At 40.8% G+C, this 19,831-nt stretch carries 17 protein-coding genes and 1 pseudogene; 6 read left to right on the top strand and 12 right to left on the bottom strand.

Annotated elements, in window-relative coordinates; translation table 11 throughout:
- Positions 1 to 57: 57 nt before the first annotated feature.
- The 8 genes from CIK86_RS03175 to pspA form a co-directional block, all read right to left on the bottom strand.
- Positions 58 to 402, bottom strand: coding sequence for a 4a-hydroxytetrahydrobiopterin dehydratase (locus CIK86_RS03175; RefSeq protein ID WP_011328700.1), 345 nt, complete (start codon positions 400 to 402; stop codon positions 58 to 60).
- Positions 403 to 441: 39 nt separating this feature from the next.
- Positions 442 to 1,239, bottom strand: a complete 798-nt coding sequence (phhA, locus tag CIK86_RS03170; RefSeq protein WP_011328701.1) for a phenylalanine 4-monooxygenase — start codon at positions 1,237 to 1,239, stop codon at positions 442 to 444.
- 238 nt (positions 1,240 to 1,477) lie between these two features.
- Positions 1,478 to 2,659: a methionine gamma-lyase gene (gene megL, locus CIK86_RS03165; protein ID WP_011328702.1), complete on the bottom strand. Its 1,182-nt coding sequence runs from the start codon at positions 2,657 to 2,659 to the stop codon at positions 1,478 to 1,480.
- Between the two features lie 157 nt (positions 2,660 to 2,816).
- The gene (locus CIK86_RS03160) at positions 2,817 to 3,842 is read right to left on the bottom strand and encodes a YcjF family protein (protein WP_011328703.1); all 1,026 of its coding nucleotides are present in this window, start codon (positions 3,840 to 3,842) and stop codon (positions 2,817 to 2,819) included.
- The gene (locus CIK86_RS03155; protein WP_086997937.1) at positions 3,839 to 5,260 is read right to left on the bottom strand and encodes a YcjX family protein; all 1,422 of its coding nucleotides are present in this window, start codon (positions 5,258 to 5,260) and stop codon (positions 3,839 to 3,841) included. The genes CIK86_RS03160 and CIK86_RS03155 overlap by 4 nt, the downstream gene beginning before the upstream one ends.
- A 63-nt stretch (positions 5,261 to 5,323) precedes the next feature.
- Positions 5,324 to 5,725: an envelope stress response membrane protein PspC gene (gene pspC / locus CIK86_RS03150; RefSeq protein WP_011328705.1), complete on the bottom strand. Its 402-nt coding sequence runs from the start codon at positions 5,723 to 5,725 to the stop codon at positions 5,324 to 5,326.
- The gene (gene pspB / locus CIK86_RS03145) at positions 5,722 to 5,955 is read right to left on the bottom strand and encodes an envelope stress response membrane protein PspB (protein ID WP_011328706.1); all 234 of its coding nucleotides are present in this window, start codon (positions 5,953 to 5,955) and stop codon (positions 5,722 to 5,724) included. Before pspB ends, pspC begins: the two co-directional genes overlap by 4 nt.
- Before the next feature lie 85 nt (positions 5,956 to 6,040).
- Positions 6,041 to 6,700, bottom strand: coding sequence for a phage shock protein PspA (gene pspA / locus CIK86_RS03140; RefSeq protein ID WP_041454499.1), 660 nt, complete (start codon positions 6,698 to 6,700; stop codon positions 6,041 to 6,043).
- A gap of 185 nt (positions 6,701 to 6,885) precedes the next feature.
- Between pspA and pspF the strand changes: the two genes are divergently transcribed.
- The 6 genes from pspF to CIK86_RS03110 are packed head-to-tail and all read left to right on the top strand — an operon-like array spanning position 6,886 to position 13,295.
- The gene (gene pspF / locus CIK86_RS03135; RefSeq protein ID WP_086997934.1) at positions 6,886 to 7,971 is read left to right on the top strand and encodes a phage shock protein operon transcriptional activator; all 1,086 of its coding nucleotides are present in this window, start codon (positions 6,886 to 6,888) and stop codon (positions 7,969 to 7,971) included.
- Between the two features lie 48 nt (positions 7,972 to 8,019).
- A complete protein-coding gene (locus CIK86_RS03130) occupies positions 8,020 to 9,627 on the top strand; it encodes an ABC transporter substrate-binding protein (RefSeq protein ID WP_011328709.1) in 1,608 nt (535 codons plus the stop codon).
- Positions 9,627 to 10,661, top strand: a complete 1,035-nt coding sequence (locus CIK86_RS03125) for an ABC transporter permease (RefSeq protein ID WP_086997931.1) — start codon at positions 9,627 to 9,629, stop codon at positions 10,659 to 10,661. Before CIK86_RS03130 ends, CIK86_RS03125 begins: the two co-directional genes overlap by 1 nt.
- On the top strand, positions 10,648 to 11,541 hold the full coding sequence (locus CIK86_RS03120) for an ABC transporter permease subunit (RefSeq protein ID WP_011328711.1): 894 nt from the start codon (positions 10,648 to 10,650) through the stop codon (positions 11,539 to 11,541). The genes CIK86_RS03125 and CIK86_RS03120 overlap by 14 nt, the downstream gene beginning before the upstream one ends.
- Positions 11,542 to 12,534 carry an oligopeptide/dipeptide ABC transporter ATP-binding protein gene (locus CIK86_RS03115; protein WP_011328712.1) on the top strand — a complete coding sequence of 331 codons (993 nt, stop codon included), beginning with the start codon at positions 11,542 to 11,544 and terminating at the stop codon, positions 12,532 to 12,534. It begins immediately after the preceding gene.
- A complete protein-coding gene (locus CIK86_RS03110) occupies positions 12,534 to 13,295 on the top strand; it encodes an ABC transporter ATP-binding protein (RefSeq protein WP_011328713.1) in 762 nt (253 codons plus the stop codon). Before CIK86_RS03115 ends, CIK86_RS03110 begins: the two co-directional genes overlap by 1 nt.
- Before the next feature lie 313 nt (positions 13,296 to 13,608).
- Here CIK86_RS03110 and CIK86_RS03105 read toward each other — a convergent pair whose 3' ends face one another.
- The 4 genes and pseudogenes from CIK86_RS03105 to lon form a co-directional block, all read right to left on the bottom strand.
- Positions 13,609 to 14,583 carry a transposase gene (locus tag CIK86_RS03105; RefSeq protein ID WP_096317082.1) on the bottom strand — a complete coding sequence of 325 codons (975 nt, stop codon included), beginning with the start codon at positions 14,581 to 14,583 and terminating at the stop codon, positions 13,609 to 13,611.
- Positions 14,584 to 14,824: 241 nt separating this feature from the next.
- Positions 14,825 to 16,726: a SurA N-terminal domain-containing protein gene (locus CIK86_RS03100; RefSeq protein ID WP_086993301.1), complete on the bottom strand. Its 1,902-nt coding sequence runs from the start codon at positions 16,724 to 16,726 to the stop codon at positions 14,825 to 14,827.
- Positions 16,727 to 16,897: 171 nt separating this feature from the next.
- Positions 16,898 to 17,206 (bottom strand): annotated as a pseudogene (locus tag CIK86_RS03095) (HU family DNA-binding protein); the annotation flags it as partial.
- Between the two features lie 170 nt (positions 17,207 to 17,376).
- Positions 17,377 to 19,737 carry an endopeptidase La gene (lon, locus tag CIK86_RS03090; protein ID WP_011328718.1) on the bottom strand — a complete coding sequence of 787 codons (2,361 nt, stop codon included), beginning with the start codon at positions 19,735 to 19,737 and terminating at the stop codon, positions 17,377 to 17,379.
- Positions 19,738 to 19,831 lie beyond the last annotated feature (94 nt).

Raw genomic sequence — 19,831 nt, 5'->3', positions numbered from 1 at the left:
AAGCAAAAAGGCACTTAAAAATAAGTGCCTTTGTTGGTTTGCTCAATTAGTTTGGTATTACAGCGCGTTAAATACGTCATCTGTTTTAGCAGCGCAAATAAAATCGTTTTTGTGTAGTCCCTTAATTGAATGGCTCCACCAAGTAACTGTTACTTTGCCCCACTCGGTTAATAAACCTGGGTGATGGCCTTCGTCTTCAGCCATATCGCCTACTTTGTTAGTAAACGCAATAGCTTGTTTAAAGTTTTTAAATTTGTAAACACGCTCAAGCTGCATAATGCCATCGCGTACTTCAGGTACCCAATCAGGGATTTTGGTAATTAATTGCGCTAGCTCTTCGTCTGATACTTTTGGCGCATCGGCATGACAGGCTTCGCATTTTTGTGCACTTAATGAAGACATTTTAAATCCTTATCTTTAGCGTTACTTTTTATATTAAAGTTAACTAGCTAATTTTTCTTTTGGTGAAAATTTTGGGTCGTGCAAGCCAAGTTCTTTTGCTTGTTCAACCAAAGCCATTATATCCATTTGCGATATATCAAACAGATCATGAATCGAATTTATGGTGTAGTACTGCGGTTGCATAATATCAATTCGGTACGGGGTACGCAGCACATCTAATACACTCATTGGCGTAATTTCTGGCGTGCTTGAGTATACGTACTGGGTTTCTCCTGGGCTTGATAAAATACCACCGCCGTATATACGCAAACCATTATCGGTTTGCATTAAACCAAATTCAACGGTAAACCAGTACATGCGCGCTAGGTATACACGATCTTTTTTCTCTGCCGCGTAGCCAAGTTTTCCGTATTTATGCGTAAACTCTGCAAAATCAGGGTTAGTAAGCATAGCGCAGTGACCAAATATTTCATGAAACACATCGGGTTCTTGTAGGTAATCAAACTCATCCCGGCTACGAATAAAAGTCGCCACCGGAAATTGCTTATTGGCCAGTAACCGAAAAAACTCATCAAAGTCGATAAGTGCCGGCACTGGCGCTACTTGCCAACCGGTAGTGGCTAGCAGTACTTCGTTTAGCTCACTAAGTTGCGGAATACGATCGTGTGGCAGGTTTATTTTTTTTAAACCTTCCATATATTCGTTACAGGCTTTGCCTTCAATGCACGCAAGTTGGCGCGCTACGAGCTCAGACCAAATTTTATTTTCTTCATCGCTCCAATGTATAACGCCATTTTCATCTGGTGTTTTGGAGGTGTATTTACTTGCTTTAGCCATTAGTACCTTCTTTGGGATTAACCCGAAACCGGTGTCAGGGTGATACCCAAGTAACTTGGATACCGATTGCAGCCATACTATGCAAAAGTGAACAAAAGTTTAATAGCTTGGGCTACATCTGTATTAGCCACGATCAGCCATCTTGTACACTTAAAATTACACGCCAGTAAATAATTTAAAACAACCTAGCAATTACAAGCTTTAAAGATGCAAAATATCGTACACAATTAAATACACTCTAATTTATTTGAGTAAATGCCTGATGAAGATCAGCAATAATATCGTTAACATCTTCAAGTCCAACCGAAAGCCTAATTAATCCATCGCTAATACCTGCAGCGAGTCTTTCCTCTGGTGTGTAAGGTGAATGGGTCATAGAGGCTGGATGTTGAATAAGTGTTTCAGCGTCGCCTAAACTTACGGCAATTGTACAAAGCCGCATACTATCAATGAATTGCGCCCCCTGCTGCAAACTACCTTTTAGCTCAAAAGCAATAACACCGCCTGCCGCTTTCATTTGTTTGCCAATAAATTTATATCCAGGGTGCGATTTAAGCCCAGGATAGTAAACTTTACTTACTTGTGGGTGCGCTTCTAAGTATTCGGCAATTGTTTGTGCGCTGATACAGTGGCGCTCAATTCTTATGGCGAGGGTTTTTAAACCTCTATTAATAAGCCAAGCATCGTGCGGGCTTATAGTGGCACCAATGTCTTTAAGCACCGTCATTTTTATTAGCGTTATATGCTCCATAGATCCACATACAATGCCCGCTACCACATCGCCATGGCCGTTTAAATATTTTGTAGCACTGTGTACTATAATATCGATACCGTACTGCTTAGGTGATTGTAGTAATGGCGTTAAAAAGGTGTTGTCGACCACGCTAATTAAGTTGTGCTGCTTTGCAACGGCGCCAATTAATGCTAAATCGATAACCGCCATAGTGGGGTTAATGGGCGTTTCTACAAATATCATTTTTGAATTGGGTTTAATTGCAGCGCGTAGTTCATCCTCGTTGGTCATATCAACAAAGGTGACTTCTATTCCCCAGCGCGGCAACATGTGCGAGAAAAACGCAAAGGTACACCCATATAAAGCACTCGATGCAATTAAATGATCCCCTTGCGATAAAAAGCTAAGTACTGAGGCCGATACCGCCCCCATACCAGTTGCCGTTGCTGCAGCCGCTTCACAGCCCTCTAATTGCGCTACTTTTTGTTCAAGCTCGGTAGTAGTTGGGTTGCCTAGGCGGGTATAAATATAGCCCGGCTCATCGCCAGCAAAACGTGCTGCACCTTGCGCTGCATTTTCAAAATGAAAAGTTGAGGTTTGATACAAAGGAGAAGTGAGTGCGCCGTGAGGGTCGTTTGCTTTTTGCGGGCCGTGAATACATTGGGTGTTTATATGATGCTTGCTCATTGAATACTCTCTTATTTTGATTGTTATTGGGTATTAGCCTTCAATCAAAACGTATGGGCATTCAAAGCACAAGCATCCCGGATGCTCAGATGGCTACTTGTGCAATATTTATACTTTTAGCTGTACATAAATATTGCCAAGTATTTCTTAATACTGCTTACTCCGTTGTCTCGGGCTTTTTACGGCTAATAATTTTACTAGCAATATTTTGTACCGTACTTTTTAATAAATTGCGTTTATTTTCAAGCCGAGGTAATGGGCGGCTTAGTTCCATTGCTTTGTAGCCAATGCGCGCGGTAAATATACCGGCACTTAAGCCCTGTGCTGCTCGCCCTGAAAGCTTACCTAATAACTCGGCGCTTAGCGCGGTTGCAGCTAAATCAGAAATAAGCTCGGCACTGCCCACAAACATTACTTGCTTTATTAGCATGCGATACAGTTTTATGCGACTTGCGTAACCAAAACCAATCCCGTAAATTTTTCCTATTTGCTCTATTAACTTAGTACCACGCCACAGCACAGCCATCATATCCACCAGCGCCAGCGGGCTAAGCGCAACTAGTAACGCCGACTCGGTTGCAAAGCGATTAATTAGCTTTTTAGCTTGGGTATCTTGCGTTATTAATAAACTATTGGCGTACAGCGTCATTATTTCTTTATCGCTGTGATGCGTTGCCACTTGATTTTTAAAAGTTTCAAAGTTATCAAGTTGCTGATGTTTATTTAGTTTTTCAAGCCAAGGTAATGCGCCGCCTACTTGCTCGCTATTTAACAGCCTGTCGGCTTCATGGCGATGTAACTGGTTACGTTTTAAACTGCGCAGCATTCGGTATTCGCGCCATAATAAGCGCCCTATTAGCAACACCCCACTCACTACAGCGGTTAAATATATACTGCCTAAAATAATCGACTGTTGAAAAGCCAGTACCAATGAAAAAGCAAACTCTAGCAATACCAGCACTATAAAACTAACAACAAAAATGCCTTTGAGCGTTTGCCATTTTGACTTTTTATATACTGGCGCTAGGTCAATTTCTGGCTCTAGCGCCTCGTCATTATCTTCTTGGTAATCACTTTGTCCATGTTCAATTATTTTTGCAGGCGCCAATTCAGGTTCGTTTTGCTCCATACTCTGGGTATTTATACGACGTCCTGCTTGAAACTCTTGGTTTGATTCACTCATGCTAACTTGTCTCCTAACAGGTACTGCATCACATGATCTAATCGAATATGTTTTAACTGCTTATCTGGGCTTGGCATTGGCGAAAACGATAAAAACTCAAACCCTTGCGCTGGCCATTCACTTTTATTAAGCATTCTATTAGGCGGCTGTGGCGGTAAGTAGGTTAGCCAATCAGGCTCGTTAAGTGGCTTGCCATAAATGCAGTCTAGCGTTTGGCCTTTGTCGGTTACTTGGCGCGGCTGTGTTGCGGTAATTGACGACATAGCCATGGTTTCTATTTGCACACCATCAAACTTTAAATGATTACTTTGCTCGTGCACTAATGAGTCGAGTAATAGTGCTAAATCTTTATGATGCTTAGCGGTTATATGATCTGATTTATTAGCGGCAAATAATATTTTATCTATATTAGGTTTAAATAAGCGTTTAAAAAAGCCCGATTCACCATAACTAAAGTGCGCCAATAACTGATTAATAACACTACTTTGCTCTTGCAAGGTTGCATGCCCTTCGTTTAAGGCACTAAGCACATCCACTAACACTATTTGGCGATCAAAATGGCGAAAGTGTTCATTATAAAAAGGCTTTACAACTTCTTTAACGTAGGCGTTAAAGCGTTTAATTAAATGCGCTAAGTTAGAGCCTGCAACTAGGTTATTACTATTTATCTCACCCGATACTGGAAAAAACAATAGCAATGGCGCGCCTTGTAAATCGCCTGGCATTAACATGCGCCCAGGTTGCAGCATAGCTAATTTAGTGTCTTTTTTAAGCCCTACCAACATGCTTTGATAAAGCTGTGCAATATGCGCAAGTGCGCTTTCATCTACCGGCGCATTTAGGTCGAGTTGCTCAACGGCTGTTAAAAACTCACTTGAGGTATGTACCCGCAAATGCTGCGTTAATAGCGGATATTGCAGCTCGCACCACTGTGCATAACTTTGCTCCAGCATAGGTAAATCAAGCAACCACTCGCCGGGGTAGTCAATAATATCTAAATAAAGTGTTGATTGCGGTGAAAAATGGCCACGCAGCCCAGCGTTACTTTGATACTTAATAGCTAAACGCAGCGTATTTATGCGCTCGGTTGAAGGCGGCCATGTTGGCTCGCCGTCACTGGGGAGTAACGCATTTAATGCTCGAGTATAATTAAATGTGGGCACTTTAAGCGCCTCTTGCGGCACTACTTTAGTGGCAATGTGACGGCGCTCGCGCATTACATCAAAAAAAGGCAGGTTTTTATCACTGGCTTGGCTTGTTAAGTGTTTAACTAATGCGGTAATAAACGCTGTTTTTCCGCTGCCACTCAAACCTGTTACAGCCAGTTTTACATGCTGATCTAAGCTGCGATGCAATGCTTTTTGTGCTTTGCCTTTAATACTGGTAAAGGTCTTTTTTGCAAATGAAGTACGACTCATAATGGTTTAGCACTTAGCACTTCACTTACTGTTTAATGTGTAGTTGCCGTGCTATTAAATCCTTTAAAGTTTGTTAATTTCACGGCTCACCGTAAATTCAGTAGAAGTAACATAGCGTTCTATATTTTGTAGGCGCGTATCTACGCGTGTTAAACGCTCTTTTAAGTCTTGCAATGCGCGGCGCGGTGGCTCGCCTTTTTGCCATACTTTAAATTTCACTTCTAGCGGATCGCCATAGTTAGTTGAATTTGTTTTATAGGCGCTAGTGGGTTCTTTTTTATCTAAAATAAACCAGGCTGCAATATACGCTACCACAAATAAAGGGCCGCCAGTTAGTAATACCGCACTAACAAATATAATACGAACTAACCATAATTCCATATTAAAATAATCGCTTAGCCCAGCGCATACGCCGGCTATTTTTCCGCGCTGCGGATCTCTTAATAATTCACGTTTGGTACTCATACTTTACGCCTCCACTGTGGCGACTCTTGATCAAGTAATGCTTCGAGTGTTTCGACTCGGTCTGCCATTTTTTCGGCTTTTTGAGCAAGCTCTAATAACTGGCGATGCTCGTGTTCACTTAACCCTTGGCTTACTTGTTTTTTGCTACGGTAGTGCAATATTAACCACAATGGCGCTACAAAAATCATAAATAAAATAAATGGTGCTACGAGTATTTCTGGATCAAACATAACCCTCTCCTGACTATCCGTATTAGTGTTTTAAGTAGGGGCACATGGGCCCCTTATATTATTATTGGTATGCGTTAGCTATACGTTACTTATCTGCTAGCTTCTTTTTAAGCTCAGCTAACTCATCGTCTACCTTTTCGTTTTTTTGCAGTTCGGCAATTTCATCTGCTAAGGTTTTTTTGCCTAAATCGTACGACTCTATTTGAGATTCTAGTCCATCTATTTTAGTTTCGTAACGCTCAAAACGATTAAGTGCATCTTCTACCTTTGAGCTATCAAGTGCTTTTTTAACTTCAAGGCGCGACTCAGCCGAACGCTGACGTAATATAATCGCTTTTTGACGAGCTTTAGCATCTGCTAGCTTTTCTTGTAGCGTGGTTACTTCTTGTTGTAACTTTTCGATGTGTGAGCCTACATGCTCAAGTTCACCCTCGACTGAGGCTACAGCTTCAGCTGACTTTTGCTTTTCGAGTAAAGCGGCACGTGCTAAATCGTCACGATCTTTGCTTAGCGCTAGTTCAGCTTTGTCTTGCCAATCATTCATTTGCGCTTTAAGTGTATCAACGCGACGTACTAATTCTTTTCGCTCAGCGAGTGTTTTAGCTGACGTAGAGCGAACCTCTACCAAGGTGTCTTCCATTTCTTGAATAATCAGACGAACCATTTTTTCTGGGTCTTCTGCTTTATCTAAAATGGCATTGATATTAGAATTAACAATGTCTGCAAAACGTGAAAAAATTCCCATAACATTTACCTCTATAATTTAAACTTAGTTTGTCTGCTATAACTGTATCAATATGCTTGCCAACTTTATAAAAGTTAAAATACATAATTTATTCATAGAGTTAAACTCAAATTACAAATTACTTTAGTTATCTCCCATTATGAAATACACTAACTGTTAGTAAAAATGACTAAGAGTTAGGAAATATGAGCCAATATCGCCAACAAGATAACTTACTCGGCCAATCTGATAGCTTTTTATCGGTACTTGATCAGGTATCGCAGTTAGCTAACCTAGATAAACCAGTGCTTATTATTGGTGAGCGTGGCACAGGTAAAGAGTTAATTGCAGCACGTTTACACTTTTTATCTAAACGTTGGGATCAAAACTATGTAAAGCTCAACTGTGCGGCGCTTAACGAAAACCTGCTCGAAAGTGAATTATTTGGCCATGAAAGTGGTGCTTTTACTGGCGCTAGTAAACGCCACGAAGGCCGCTTTGAACGTGCAAACAGCGGTACTTTATTTTTAGATGAGCTAGCAAACACCTCCGAAATGGTACAAGAAAAACTGCTACGCGTAATAGAGTACGGTGAATTTGAGCGTGTAGGCGGTAAACAAACAATAAAAGTAGATACGCGTTTAGTGTGCGCTACTAACGAAGATTTACCTTATTTAGCACAGCAAGGTGAGTTTAGAAGCGATTTGCTCGACCGCCTGGCTTTTGATGTAATAACCCTTCCCCCACTGCGTGAACGCCAAGGCGATATAATGCTGCTTGCAGAGCAGTTTGCAATGAATATGGCGCGCGATTTAGAGTGGCAATTGTTTAGCGGTTTTACCCGTAGTGCCACAGAAACACTGCTTAGTTATGATTGGCCTGGTAATATTCGAGAGCTAAAAAATGTGGTTGAGCGCAGTTTGTATCGCCATGGGAGTGAACAGATCCCCGTTCATCAGATTATTTTAGACCCATTTGAAAGCCGTTTTAGGCCAAAACCACGAGTAAAGCCCACTGCTTTTGTTAATAATAACATTAATACTCCTGAGCCAGCGGTTGCCGCAGCGCCGGTTGCTCAAGCACTACCAAGTGCAGCGCCTATTAATACTGAGTTTCCATGTAGCTTAAAAAAACTCTCTAACGACTTTGAAATTTTAATGATTAACAAAGCTTTAGAGCATAGCCAATTTAATCAAAAGAAAACTGCAGAAGTACTGGGTTTGACGTATCATCAATTACGTGGCTATCTGAAAAAATATAACTTGCTATACCCAAGCGACACCAAGGGGTGAGTTTCAGTTTACTTAGTTATAGTTCAATAATAGTTAGAGGTTACGCAGGTGCATAAATTATTACTTGCTTTGCTATCAACCAGCCTTATAGGGTGTATAGATAGTAAAGAAGAAATCTTAAAAGAAAAAAACCAAGGCTTAGTTTATTGCGCTGAAGCAAACCCTGTGTCGTTTAATCCGCAGGTAACTACAACAGGCTCAACTATAGATATTATTGCCAATCAATTATACGACCGCCTAATTAGCATTGACCCTGTTACTGCTGAATTTCAAAGTGAATTAGCCACCGATTGGAAAACGAGTAAAGACGGTAAATCGATTACTTTTACCTTACGTAAAGACGTAAAATTTCATACCACGGCGTACTTTACGCCGTCGCGGGATTTTAACGCCGACGATGTTATTTTTACTTTTAGCCGCTTATTTGATGTTTATAATCCGTATCACTTTGTTGGCGATGCTAATTATCCTTACTTTCAGAGTGTAGGAATTGATCAGCTTATTCGTAAAATTGTACGTGTGTCTGACTATCAAGTACGGTTTGAGTTGTTTAATGCCGAAAGTAGCTTTTTAGCCAATATGGCCACCGATTTTGCTGTTGTATTGTCACAAGAATATGCCATGCAACTAAAAGCCAGCGAACAAACCAATTTGTTTGATCACTACCCAGTAGGCACAGGCCCGTATATTTATAAAGAGTATAGGCGCGACCATTTAGTGCGCTTTTATAAAAACCCAGTTTATTGGAAACACGACGTGGTACTGGATCAATTGGTTTACGACATTACCCCTAACGGCACCACGCGTATAGCTAAAATGCTCACCAAAGAATGTGATGTCACTGCTCATCCAAGTAGCGCGCAATTGAGTATTTTAGCCCAGCGCGACGACATTAATGTAGAAAAAGAAACTAACTTAAATATTGGCTACTGGGCATTTAATACTGAGCGCCCCCCTTTTGACGATATACGAGTACGACAAGCACTCGCTCATGCAATTGACGTAGATAAAATAATGCAGGCTGTGTATTACGGCAATGGTATTCGCGCTCAATCAATTTTACCACCCACCTCGTGGGCGTTTGAACCACAAGCTAACATTCCAAATTTTGACCCTGCTTTAGCCAAAAAATTACTTATTGAAGCTGGCTTACCTAATGGCTTTAACATGAACATTTGGGCCATGCCAGTCAGTCGTATTTATAATCCTAATGCCCGTAAAATGGCCGAGCTAATGCAAAGTGATTTACGTAAAATAGGGGTTAAAGTGAGTATTATAGAATACGAATGGAATACCTTTATTCAGCGTGTTGGCGAGCACCGACACGACAGCGTACTACTTGGCTGGGCTGCCGATACGCCCGACCCTGATAACTTTTTTAGCCCTTTGCTAAGTTGCACGGCCACCTTTAGTGGTAAAAATGCCGCAAATTGGTGTAACCCACAATTTGACTCTTTACTTAACCAAGCGCTTAGTACAACCGATATAGCACTGCGTAAACAATATTATGACGCTGCACAAAGCATGATTATTAATGAGCTACCTTTAATACCAATAGCCCACGGCATGCGTTTTCAGGCAAGCAGTGCTGATGTAGAGGGCATAACGCTCGGCCCATTTGGTGCTATTTCGCTTGCTAATGCGAGGAAAAAATAATGCGCTTAGATTATATTTTACGCCGCATTGGTTTATTTGTTTTTATGGTATTAATGCTTAGCGTTTTTACTTTTTTACTGAGCTTTTTATTTCCTGGCGATGCATTAAGTAATTTAAGCGGTATTCCCAGTAATAACTTTGCGCAATACACCCAGTTAGAAGATAAGTATTTATATAATAGTAATTATTTTATGCAATATATCGCTTTTTTAGGGCGTATATTGCAAGGTGATTGGGGACTGTCGTTTGCCTCTGGAGATAGCGTGTTTTCGCAAATACTCGACTTAATTCCTGCCACACTCGAGCTTAGTATATACGCGCTGTTTGTTTCGGTTGTTATTGGTGTTCCTACAGGCATATTAGCCTCTGCTTATTATAAACAATGGCCCGATAAGCTTATTTCCTCTACCACTATGATAGGCTATTCCATGCCTATTTTTTGGTTAGCATTATTACTCATTATGCTATTTTCATTGCAACTGGGTTGGTTTCCAATGTCAGGAAGAATGAGCTTACTCTATGAAATACCACCCACTACAGGTTTTATTTTAATTGATATTAGCTTGGCAAGCTTTCCGTACCAGGGCATGGCTTTTATTGACGCCTTACACCACCTTACCTTGCCTACCATAGTACTGGCTATGTACCCCACTACGGTATTAATACGCTTTACTCGCGAATCTATGCTTAAAGTAATGGATCAAAACTTTATTAAAACAGCGCGCGCAAAAGGCCTTAATCGCAGGCAACTTATAATACACCATGCACTGCGTAATGCATTGTTACCGGTAATTAAGCAAATTGGTTTACAATTTAGCACGCTTATTACGCTGGCAATGATCACTGAAATTATTTTTTCGTGGCCTGGGATTGGCCGCTGGTTAATTGATAGTATTTATCAGCGTGATTACCCCGCTATACAAGGTGGCTTAATGGCAGTTTCTTTATTTATTATTTTTGCCACCATAATCGCAGAGCTAATTTATACTCTATTCGACCCACTCTCACGGAACCAAGCTCATGGCAAAGTTTAACTTATTTTCTGAAGAGTCGAATAAATCGCCCCTAGCACGGCTATGGCGAAAATTTAAAACCAACCACCCTGCACTCGTTGGTTTATGGGTGTTTATTGCTTTTGCTTTACTGGCTGCCAGTGCGCCTTTTTTAGCCCCTTATGGGGTTAATCAGCAACATAGTGATGCCTTACTTATTCCGCCCTCGTGGCGCGAAATGGGTGACGTACGTTTTCTTTTAGGCACAGACGATTTAGGCCGCGATGTGCTTTCTAGATTAATGAACGGCGCAACGTATACATTTGGCTTATCAATTATTGCAGCGTTTTTAACCACTGTCATTGGCTTACTCGTAGGCACTTTTGCTGGTATTAGTCGCGGGCTTCGCTCCAGCTTTTTAAATCACTTACTGGATATAACGCTTTCTATTCCGTCGTTGTTGCTGGCAATTATTATTATAGCGATATTAGGCCCAGGTTTAATGAATACCGTATGGGCAATTATTTTGGCACTGCTGCCGCAATTTATTCACTCTATTCGCAACTTAATTGTAGATGAGCTGAGTAAAGATTACATCACCGCTTATCGGCTCGATGGCGCCTCTAATTGGCATATATTGTCGCGAGGGATTTACCCTAATATATATGAATATATAGTGGTTATTTTTACCATGGCCCTCTCTACTGCTATTTTAGATATAGCCGCTTTAGGTTTTTTAAAATTAGGCGCGCAACCACCTACAACCGAATGGGGTGCAATTTTAGCCGAAAACCTAGGGCTTATATATTTAGCTCCCTGGACTGTAGCCCTACCAGGCGTACTGTTGTTTTTAGCGGTACTGTCAACCAACTTAGTAGGCGATGGACTTCGCCAAGTTTTACAAGCGCGTAAGGCTGATTAAATGCAATTACTTGATGTTCGAAACTTAACCATTGAATTACATACCTCTGAAACCGTTATTAGGGCCGTAGACAGAGTGAGCTTTAGCTTAAAAGAAGGCGAAGTACATGCTTTAGTGGGTGAATCTGGTTCTGGAAAGAGCTTAATCGCCAAAGCAATTGTAGGAGTGCTTAATGAACGCTGGGTAATAACAGCTGATAGAGTGCATTGGCGCGGGGTAGACTTAATGCGTTTAACCCCAGAACAACGCCGTAAAGTAGTGAGCCAAGACATAGCCATGATTTATCAAGATCCGAGTCGCTGCCTTGACCCTACCGCTAAAATATTTGATCAAATAGCCGAAACCTTACCTGAGGTAGCAAGTAAAGGGTTTTTCTTAAAGCGTAATCGCGAGCGCAAGGACAGAGTAAAAGCACTTATTCATAAAGTCGGTATTAAAAACCACGAAGAAATACTTAGCAGCTACCCCCACGAGCTTTCAGAAGGGGTGTGCCAAAAAGTGATGATTGCTATGGCAATTGCGCGTACGCCAAAATTATTAATTGCAGATGAGCCCACCACCGCACTTGAAAGCACCACCCGTGCACAAGTATTTAGATTGTTAAAAAGCTTAAATCAGTTAAAAAACATGTCTATTTTAATGATTTCTCATGAGCTAGAAGAAATTGTTAACTGGTCGCATACTATTCATGTTTTATATTGTGGACAAATGGTTGAAGCAGGCCCAACGCATCGTATTTTTAGCCAACCACGCCACCCTTATACGCAAGCACTACTAAAAAGCCTACCCGATTACGAACATGGTTTGGCGCATAAAGAGCCTTTTTACGCGCTTAAAGGCACCATTCCTACGCTGCAACATTTACCAATTGGTTGTCGGTTAGGGCCGCGTTGCCCACAAGCACAAAGAGAATGTGTTATTGCGCCAAAGCTAACTAAACACCAAGGGCATAGTTATGCGTGTCATTTTCCGCTGATCAAGGAGATGAAATAGTGCAACCCTTACTAAAAGTACAAGCATTATCAAAAAGCTTTAATTTACGGGCTGGATTATTTAGCCGTAAAAAATTTGCAGTACTTAAAAATATTTCGTTTAGTGTTGGCAAAGGCGAAACCATAGCCATAATTGGTGAAACGGGTGCCGGAAAAAGTACCCTAGCAAAATTACTTGCCGGAGCCGATAGCGCTGATAGCGGGCAAATTTTACTCGAAAACAACATAATCGAAAATAACGGCATTCGCGATCCACAATGTCGCCATATCAGAATGATTTTTCAAGACTCAGCAACCTCGCTAAACCCGGCACTGACTATTGCCGACATGCTCGATGATTGCCTGCAATTTAATACCGATTTTGACAAACAACAACGCGCCGAAAAAATAGACAGCACCATGTTAAAAGTGGGGTTATTAGTAGATCATCAACAATATTATCCGCACATGTTCAGCATAGGGCAATTACAGCGTGTAGCGCTTGCTCGCGCACTTATATTAGATCCTAAGGTTGTTGTACTCGATGAAGCACTTTCATCTCTAGACCCCTCTGTACGCGCACAAATAGTTAATTTATTACTAAAGCTACAACTAGAAACTGGATTAACCTATATATTAATAACCCATCACCTTAGTTTAGTCCGCCATATTAGCGACCAACTGGTAGTACTAGAACGAGGCGAAATTGTTGAATACGGCCCCACCGAAGCAATATTCCAAAATCCCCAATCGAAAATAACGCAAAAATTATTGAGTTGTTGATGAGACAATCCAAGAAAAACTAACTTCAATACGTAAAAGTGTACGCGTTTAGGTTTGATTTATAACATAATTAAACCTAAACGTCTGAAAAACTAAAATGTTAAAAAATTAAAATGACACCCACTCTAATAATTAATCCCTTTGGTGTTTATCTAAATAAACATTGCTGAGCTTAAAATCCCCTTAGCTTTGACAATCTCTCTGCTTATTAAAATAATATTCAAATAACACTGTTTTTATTCATTTTTAGGCATGCAAAATACTGTGCTTTCACAGTGAAGGGAAATAACGGGTAACTTTTTGAAGTAACGCTTTAAGCCAGTAGCTTTTCGCAGTTACTAACGTTGGCGCGCCGCTTTCTGTTTAGGTGTTCGCAGTATCCTTCGTGCGACGCTGGGCGACCTACTGCACCATGAAATACGCGACTAAATTGCGTGGTGAGTTTTAGCCAGTTTTCGGGGGTAATGTTTACTCTTTGTAACAGGGGGAAAGTGCTGCTTTCGATATAGCCTGCTTTACCTTCGCGTATACAACGCCCGGTTAATTCTACTAGTTCAAGGTAAGATTTAAGCGCAAAGGGTAATCCTTTTGCCATTTGCTTTTTTGGTTTACCTGAAAAGCGTAGAAGTTGCTTCGGTTGCTTACCTGCAGTGGCGCTTTCAATGCGTATTTTTACACTGGTATGGTCTGATGTTTCTGGTGTTGTTGCTGCCTTTGCTCTTATTGGGTTTAAATCAACATATGCCATACAGGCGATTAATGCGGCTTCATCTAAGAGGGCTTGTGATTTAAAGCGTCCTTCCCAAAAGCGGCCGGTACAGTTATCTTCTTTATTAGCTCTGCGCGCAATGTCTTCATTTAATAAGCGCATAAACCAACTGATATTAGCTAAGCGTTCTCGGTATTCAATGATTGTTTCATTTAGAAAGAGCCATTCAATTTTACTTAGCTCTTCACCTTGCAGATATTTGTTAGTGAGTACAGTGCCTTTACAAAGCCTGTGCCACCGCTGAATAATGGCTTTATCGGTTAGTCGCTTGGCTTTTTTATCATCAACATAGAGTACTAAATGAGTGTGATTGCTCATTACTGCATACGCGCACACATCGATACAAAATACGTTAGCGAGGGCAAGTAATTTGCTTTCAACCCACCCTCTGCGATGTTCATACGATTGATTAGTAAAGTTGTCTACGCCGCATAAAAATGCACGGCGTACACAGCGCGAAATACAGTGATAGTATTTTGTATCGACCAAACTAACCTGACGTTTTCTTGCGATAGCCATGTTGCACCCTGCTTGATTATTGAACTAACCAGAGCATAGTTAATTACACTGATATTACAAATATTAGGGTGGGTGTCTGCATTAAAAATATTTCAACTGTAAACCTAAATACCAAATTCGGTTAATCACTTACTGATATCTGGCGCCTTCTTTTAGTAATAACTACTTTTCCTAATAGCTGCTTTTTTACAAACAAAAAAGGCGCTTTAAAAAGCGCCTTTTAATTATTTTATTACGAATTTTACTCTGCGGCTTGCGCTACATTTGGTAAGTTAATTTTCGCTTGAGCTTTTAATGACTCAATAAACACCATGTAGTTTTTGTTGGCTTGTGCCATGGTAATGTTTTGCTGAATTTGTGGGTCAATATTATCTGCAACTTCAGCGTTCGTTACCGATTTAAGCGCAACAATCGCAGCATCACCATTATTTAAATTAACTAGCTCAACGATTGCTGAATCAGTTGGGTGAGCCATTTTAAATGTTTGCGTCACAATAGCTGGCGAAACAGTATAGCTCTGACGCGTTAACTGCGCTTCTTGGCGAACTGTTAAGTTTTGCTCAGCGGCAACGTCATTTAAACTCTTGCCTGCTTGTACTTCTGCAAAGAGTGTACGGGCTTTTTCTTTAGCAAGCGCTGATGTTTTCTCGTTAACTAAGCTGGCTTTAATTTGCTCGCTTACATCGCTTAGTGCTTTAGTGGCAGCTGGCTCATGTTCATTAACACGCACCACAATAACATGCTCATTACCTAACTCAATCAGCTCTGAGTTTACTTTATCTTCAAGTAAATCAACTGATGTTAATGCTGTAATAACTGCAGGGCTGTTTAACGGCTCTGGTAGCTCATTTAGCGCTACAAGTGGAGTAGACTTAATCTCTACACCCGCGGCTTCTGCTGCATCAACTAAGCGGTCTGAAATTTCAAACGCAAGCGCGGCCATTTCTGTTTGCTTTTCGTAAAATGCATCTACTTTTTCAGCTTTTTCTAGTTCTGCACGTAAATCTGCTTTTACATCATCGTAGGCTTTTACTTGCTGCGCCTGTAGGTCGGTTAGTTTAATAATGTGGTAACCAAATTCTGATGCTATAACGTCTGAGTAGTCACCTTTATTTTCGAGCGCAAATGCTGCGTCTTCAAAAACAGGATCCATTACATCACGTTCTATCCACTCTAAATCGCCACCCATTTCGCCACTTACAATATCATCAGACGATGATTCTGCTAGCTCGGCAAAATCAGCACCTTGATTTAATTGCGCTAATAAAGACTCTGCTTTTGCTTTAGCTGCATCATCGTCTTCACTGTTATCAATTAAAATATGCGAAACACGACGCTTTTCAGGCTCAACGTATTGCGCTTTACTTTGTTCGTAATAGGATTTTACTTCATCTTCAGTTACTGAAGCAACTGTAATATCTTGCGCTTTTAGCTCTATGTAATTAACCGATAAACGCTCAGGAGATAAAAACTGGCCGCTATTTAATTCATAGTAATCAGCTATTTCTTGCTCACTCACTACAACACTGTCTTGCATTGCTTCTTTATTAACTACTAGGTAGTCAATGCTGCGCGTTTGTTGTTGTAGAGCAATGGCACTCTCAAGTTCATTTTTTAGCGCAAAATCACTTCCCGCAACAGCAGATACAAGCTGGCTGCGTGTCATGTCTTTACGTAAGTACTCGCGAAATGAGTCTGGTTGAAAGTTCATTTGACGAATAACTTGCAAGTAACGGTCGTTGTTAAAGCTTTCACCAATTTTAAAATAAGGTAATTCTAAAATGGTTTGTCTTACACTTTCATCGCTTACACGAAGGCCTAACTCTGCCGCTAGTTGAGTTTGCAGTTCTTGTTGTACTAAACGGTCAATTACACCTTGGCGTATTTGCGCCATGTAATTTGGATCGGCTGCAATTTGGGTAAAGTATTCACCAAACTGTTGCTCTAATCGGCCTCGTTCATTTTGAAACGCACGATTAAATTCGGTTTGACTAATTTTAATACCATTTACTTCAGCAACAGGTTGTTCTGTGGTTTGACCTAGGTAACTACCAATTCCTGCTAAAGCAAAAGATAAAATCACGGCGCCTAAAATTACTTTGGCTATAGGTCCTTGCGAACCTTCTCTGATTTTCTCAAGCATTTGTTTATCTCTTTTCTGAGCAAGGTTTTTACCTTGTCATATGTAAAAAAAGCGTATCTTACCAGATACGCTTTTTCACTTGAAGTAACTGGCGGTAAAGTTACTTAATTCATCTTCTGTGGTCATTAAGTATTTTTACACTCGCCACAACTAATGTGTTTAAAACAGTGATTAGTTTACTGCGTCTTTTAGTGCTTTACCTGCTTTAAATGCAGGGATAGTTGCAGCAGCAATTTGAATTGTTTCGCCAGTTTGTGGGTTACGGCCTGAACGTGCAGCACGGTCACGAACTGAAAAAGTACCAAAACCAACAAGTGCAACTGAGTCGCCTTCTTTAAGTGCGCCAGTAACTGATTCGATAAATGAATCTAGTGCACGACCTGCAGCCGCTTTAGAAATGTCAGCATCAGCTGCGATTTGATCGATTAATTGAGATTTATTCACAATATCATCCTCTTTAATTGTTGTTATCAAGAGCGATTGTTTTTTACTAACATCACTGTTTTGAAAATTTAGAGCAAACTATTATGCTCATACGATTATATTTTTCTTAAGCCTAGTAACCATAAGGGCTAGGCTTGAAAACCAGTGCTTAACTTATCATACCGTTTAGATTTGAAAAGCCCCTAAAAGCACTTTTTTAGCGTTTTTTATCGGTTTTTCGGCGTTTCGACTGAAAAACTATCAACTGGGTGCACTAAAGCAAGTTTTAATACTTCATCAATCCATGTAACTGGGTGAATATCGAGGCCAGCCAATACGTTGTCTGGGATCTCTTTTAGGTCACGTTCGTTAATTTTTGGAATAATAACCGTTTTAATACCGCCGCGATGCGCTGCTAATAATTTCTCTTTTAAGCCACCAATTGGTAGTACTTCACCACGCAATGTAATTTCGCCTGTCATTGCAACATCGGCACGTACCGGATTACCCGTTAAGCTCGACACTAAACCAGTTACCATAGCAGCACCTGCACTTGGACCATCTTTAGGCGTTGCGCCTTCAGGTACGTGTACATGAATATCGCGCTTTTCATAAAAATCACTGTTAATACGAAACTCTTCCGCTCGGTTTCGTACTACTGTCATGGCTGCTTGTATCGACTCTTGCATTACATCACCTAATGAGCCGGTATAGCTAAGCTTACCTTTACCTGGTACTGCGGCGCATTCAATAGTCAGCAAGTCGCCGCCCACTTCAGTCCATGCAAGGCCTGTAACTTGGCCAATACGGTCGCCGTCTTCTGCTTTACCGTAATCAAAGCGCTGCACCCCTAAAAAGTCCTCTAGGTTGTGCTCATCGATAGTGACTGTTGTGGTGTCTTTTTCGATTAAAATATTTTTAACCGCTTTACGACATAGTTTAGATATTTCGCGCTCTAAATTACGTACACCCGCTTCACGCGTGTAATAACGAATAATACCGGTAATGGCACTATCGGCTATCTCAATTTCATGCTCTTTTAAGCCATTACGCTTAACTTGCTTGGTAATTAAGTGCTGTTTAGCAATATTTAGTTTTTCATCTTCGGTGTAACCCGACAAACGAATAACTTCCATTCGATCTAGTAACGGCCCTGGAATGTTAAAGCTGTTTGATGTAGCAACAAACATCACATCCGACAAATCGTAGTCAACTTCTAGGTAGTGATCGGCAAAATGACTATTTTGCTCAGGATCTAACACCTCAAGTAATGCAGATGCGGGATCACCACGCATGTCTGATGACATTTTGTCGATTTCATCAAGTAAAAACAATGGGTTTTTAACGCCCACTTTTGTCATATTCTGAATCATTTTACCTGGCATTGAGCCAATGTAAGTACGACGATGGCCACGAATTTCAGCTTCATCACGTACACCGCCAAGCGCCATACGAATATACTTACGGCCGGTAGAGCGTGCAATAGATTGACCTAAAGAGGTTTTACCCACACCAGGCGGCCCTACTAGACACAAAATAGGCCCTTTAAGCTTGTTAGTACGTTGTTGCACCGCTAGGTACTCTAAAATACGTTCTTTAACTTTTTCTAAGCCGTAATGGTCGCTATCAAGTATTTTTTGCGCGCCAGCTAAATCTTTTTTAACTTTTGAGCGTTTTTTCCACGGTACACTAATTAGTGTATCTATGTATGAGCGCACTACACTGGCTTCTGCCGACATTGGCGACATCATTTTTAGCTTACTTAACTCAGCCGTCGCTTTTTCTTTTGCTTCGGTTGGCATGCCCGACTCTTCAATACGCTTTTTCAGCGCTTCAAACTCATCTGGCACATCATCAAGTTCACCGAGCTCTTTTTGAATCGCTTTCATTTGCTCATTGAGGTAATACTCGCGCTGTGATTTTTCCATTTGCTTTTTAACGCGGCTACGTATTTTTTTCTCAACTTGCAGTAAATCTATTTCGCCTTCCATTAGCGCCATTAAGTATTCTAAGCGTTCGGTAACACTTGAGGTTTCTAATACTTTTTGTTTTTCAGGCACTTTTAATGGCATATGAGCTGCCATGGTATCGGCAAGGCGCGCCGGATCGTCAATCCCCGAAACCGAAGTAAGTACTTCTGGTGGGATTTTTTTATTGAGTTTTACATAGCCTTCAAATTGGCTAATTGCGCTGCGAATAAACACATCTTGCTCATGCTCATCTATTGATTCTGATTCAATAAACTGCGCATTAGCTACAAAAAATTCTTCGCTATCAATAAATTCTTCAATTTTTGCGCGCTGCGTACCTTCTACTAAAACTTTTACTGTACCGTCTGGTAACTTTAATAACTGAAGTACAGTGGCAATAGTACCAACACGATAAATATCATCTTGCTCAGGCTCATCTACGGTTGCATCTTTTTGGGCAACCAAGAAAATTTGTTTGTCTTTATCCATTGCCGCTTCAAGGCATTTTATTGATTTTTCACGGCCTACAAAAAGCGGGATCACCATGTGCGGGTATACCACTACATCGCGCAGTGCTAATACTGGGATTTCGACTCGATCGGTTCTCTCAAGCGTCATTATATTTCTCTTTGCACTTCATTTATTTTAAAGATTACTCAAGTATATGGGGATAACCTAATTAAAGTTCAACGATTTTCCCGTACTCAATTAA

Source organism: Pseudoalteromonas sp. JB197 (genome assembly GCF_002332205.1).
GTDB classification, from domain to species: domain Bacteria; phylum Pseudomonadota; class Gammaproteobacteria; order Enterobacterales; family Alteromonadaceae; genus Pseudoalteromonas; species Pseudoalteromonas nigrifaciens.
This window is presented reverse-complemented; position numbering and strand designations above follow the sequence as displayed.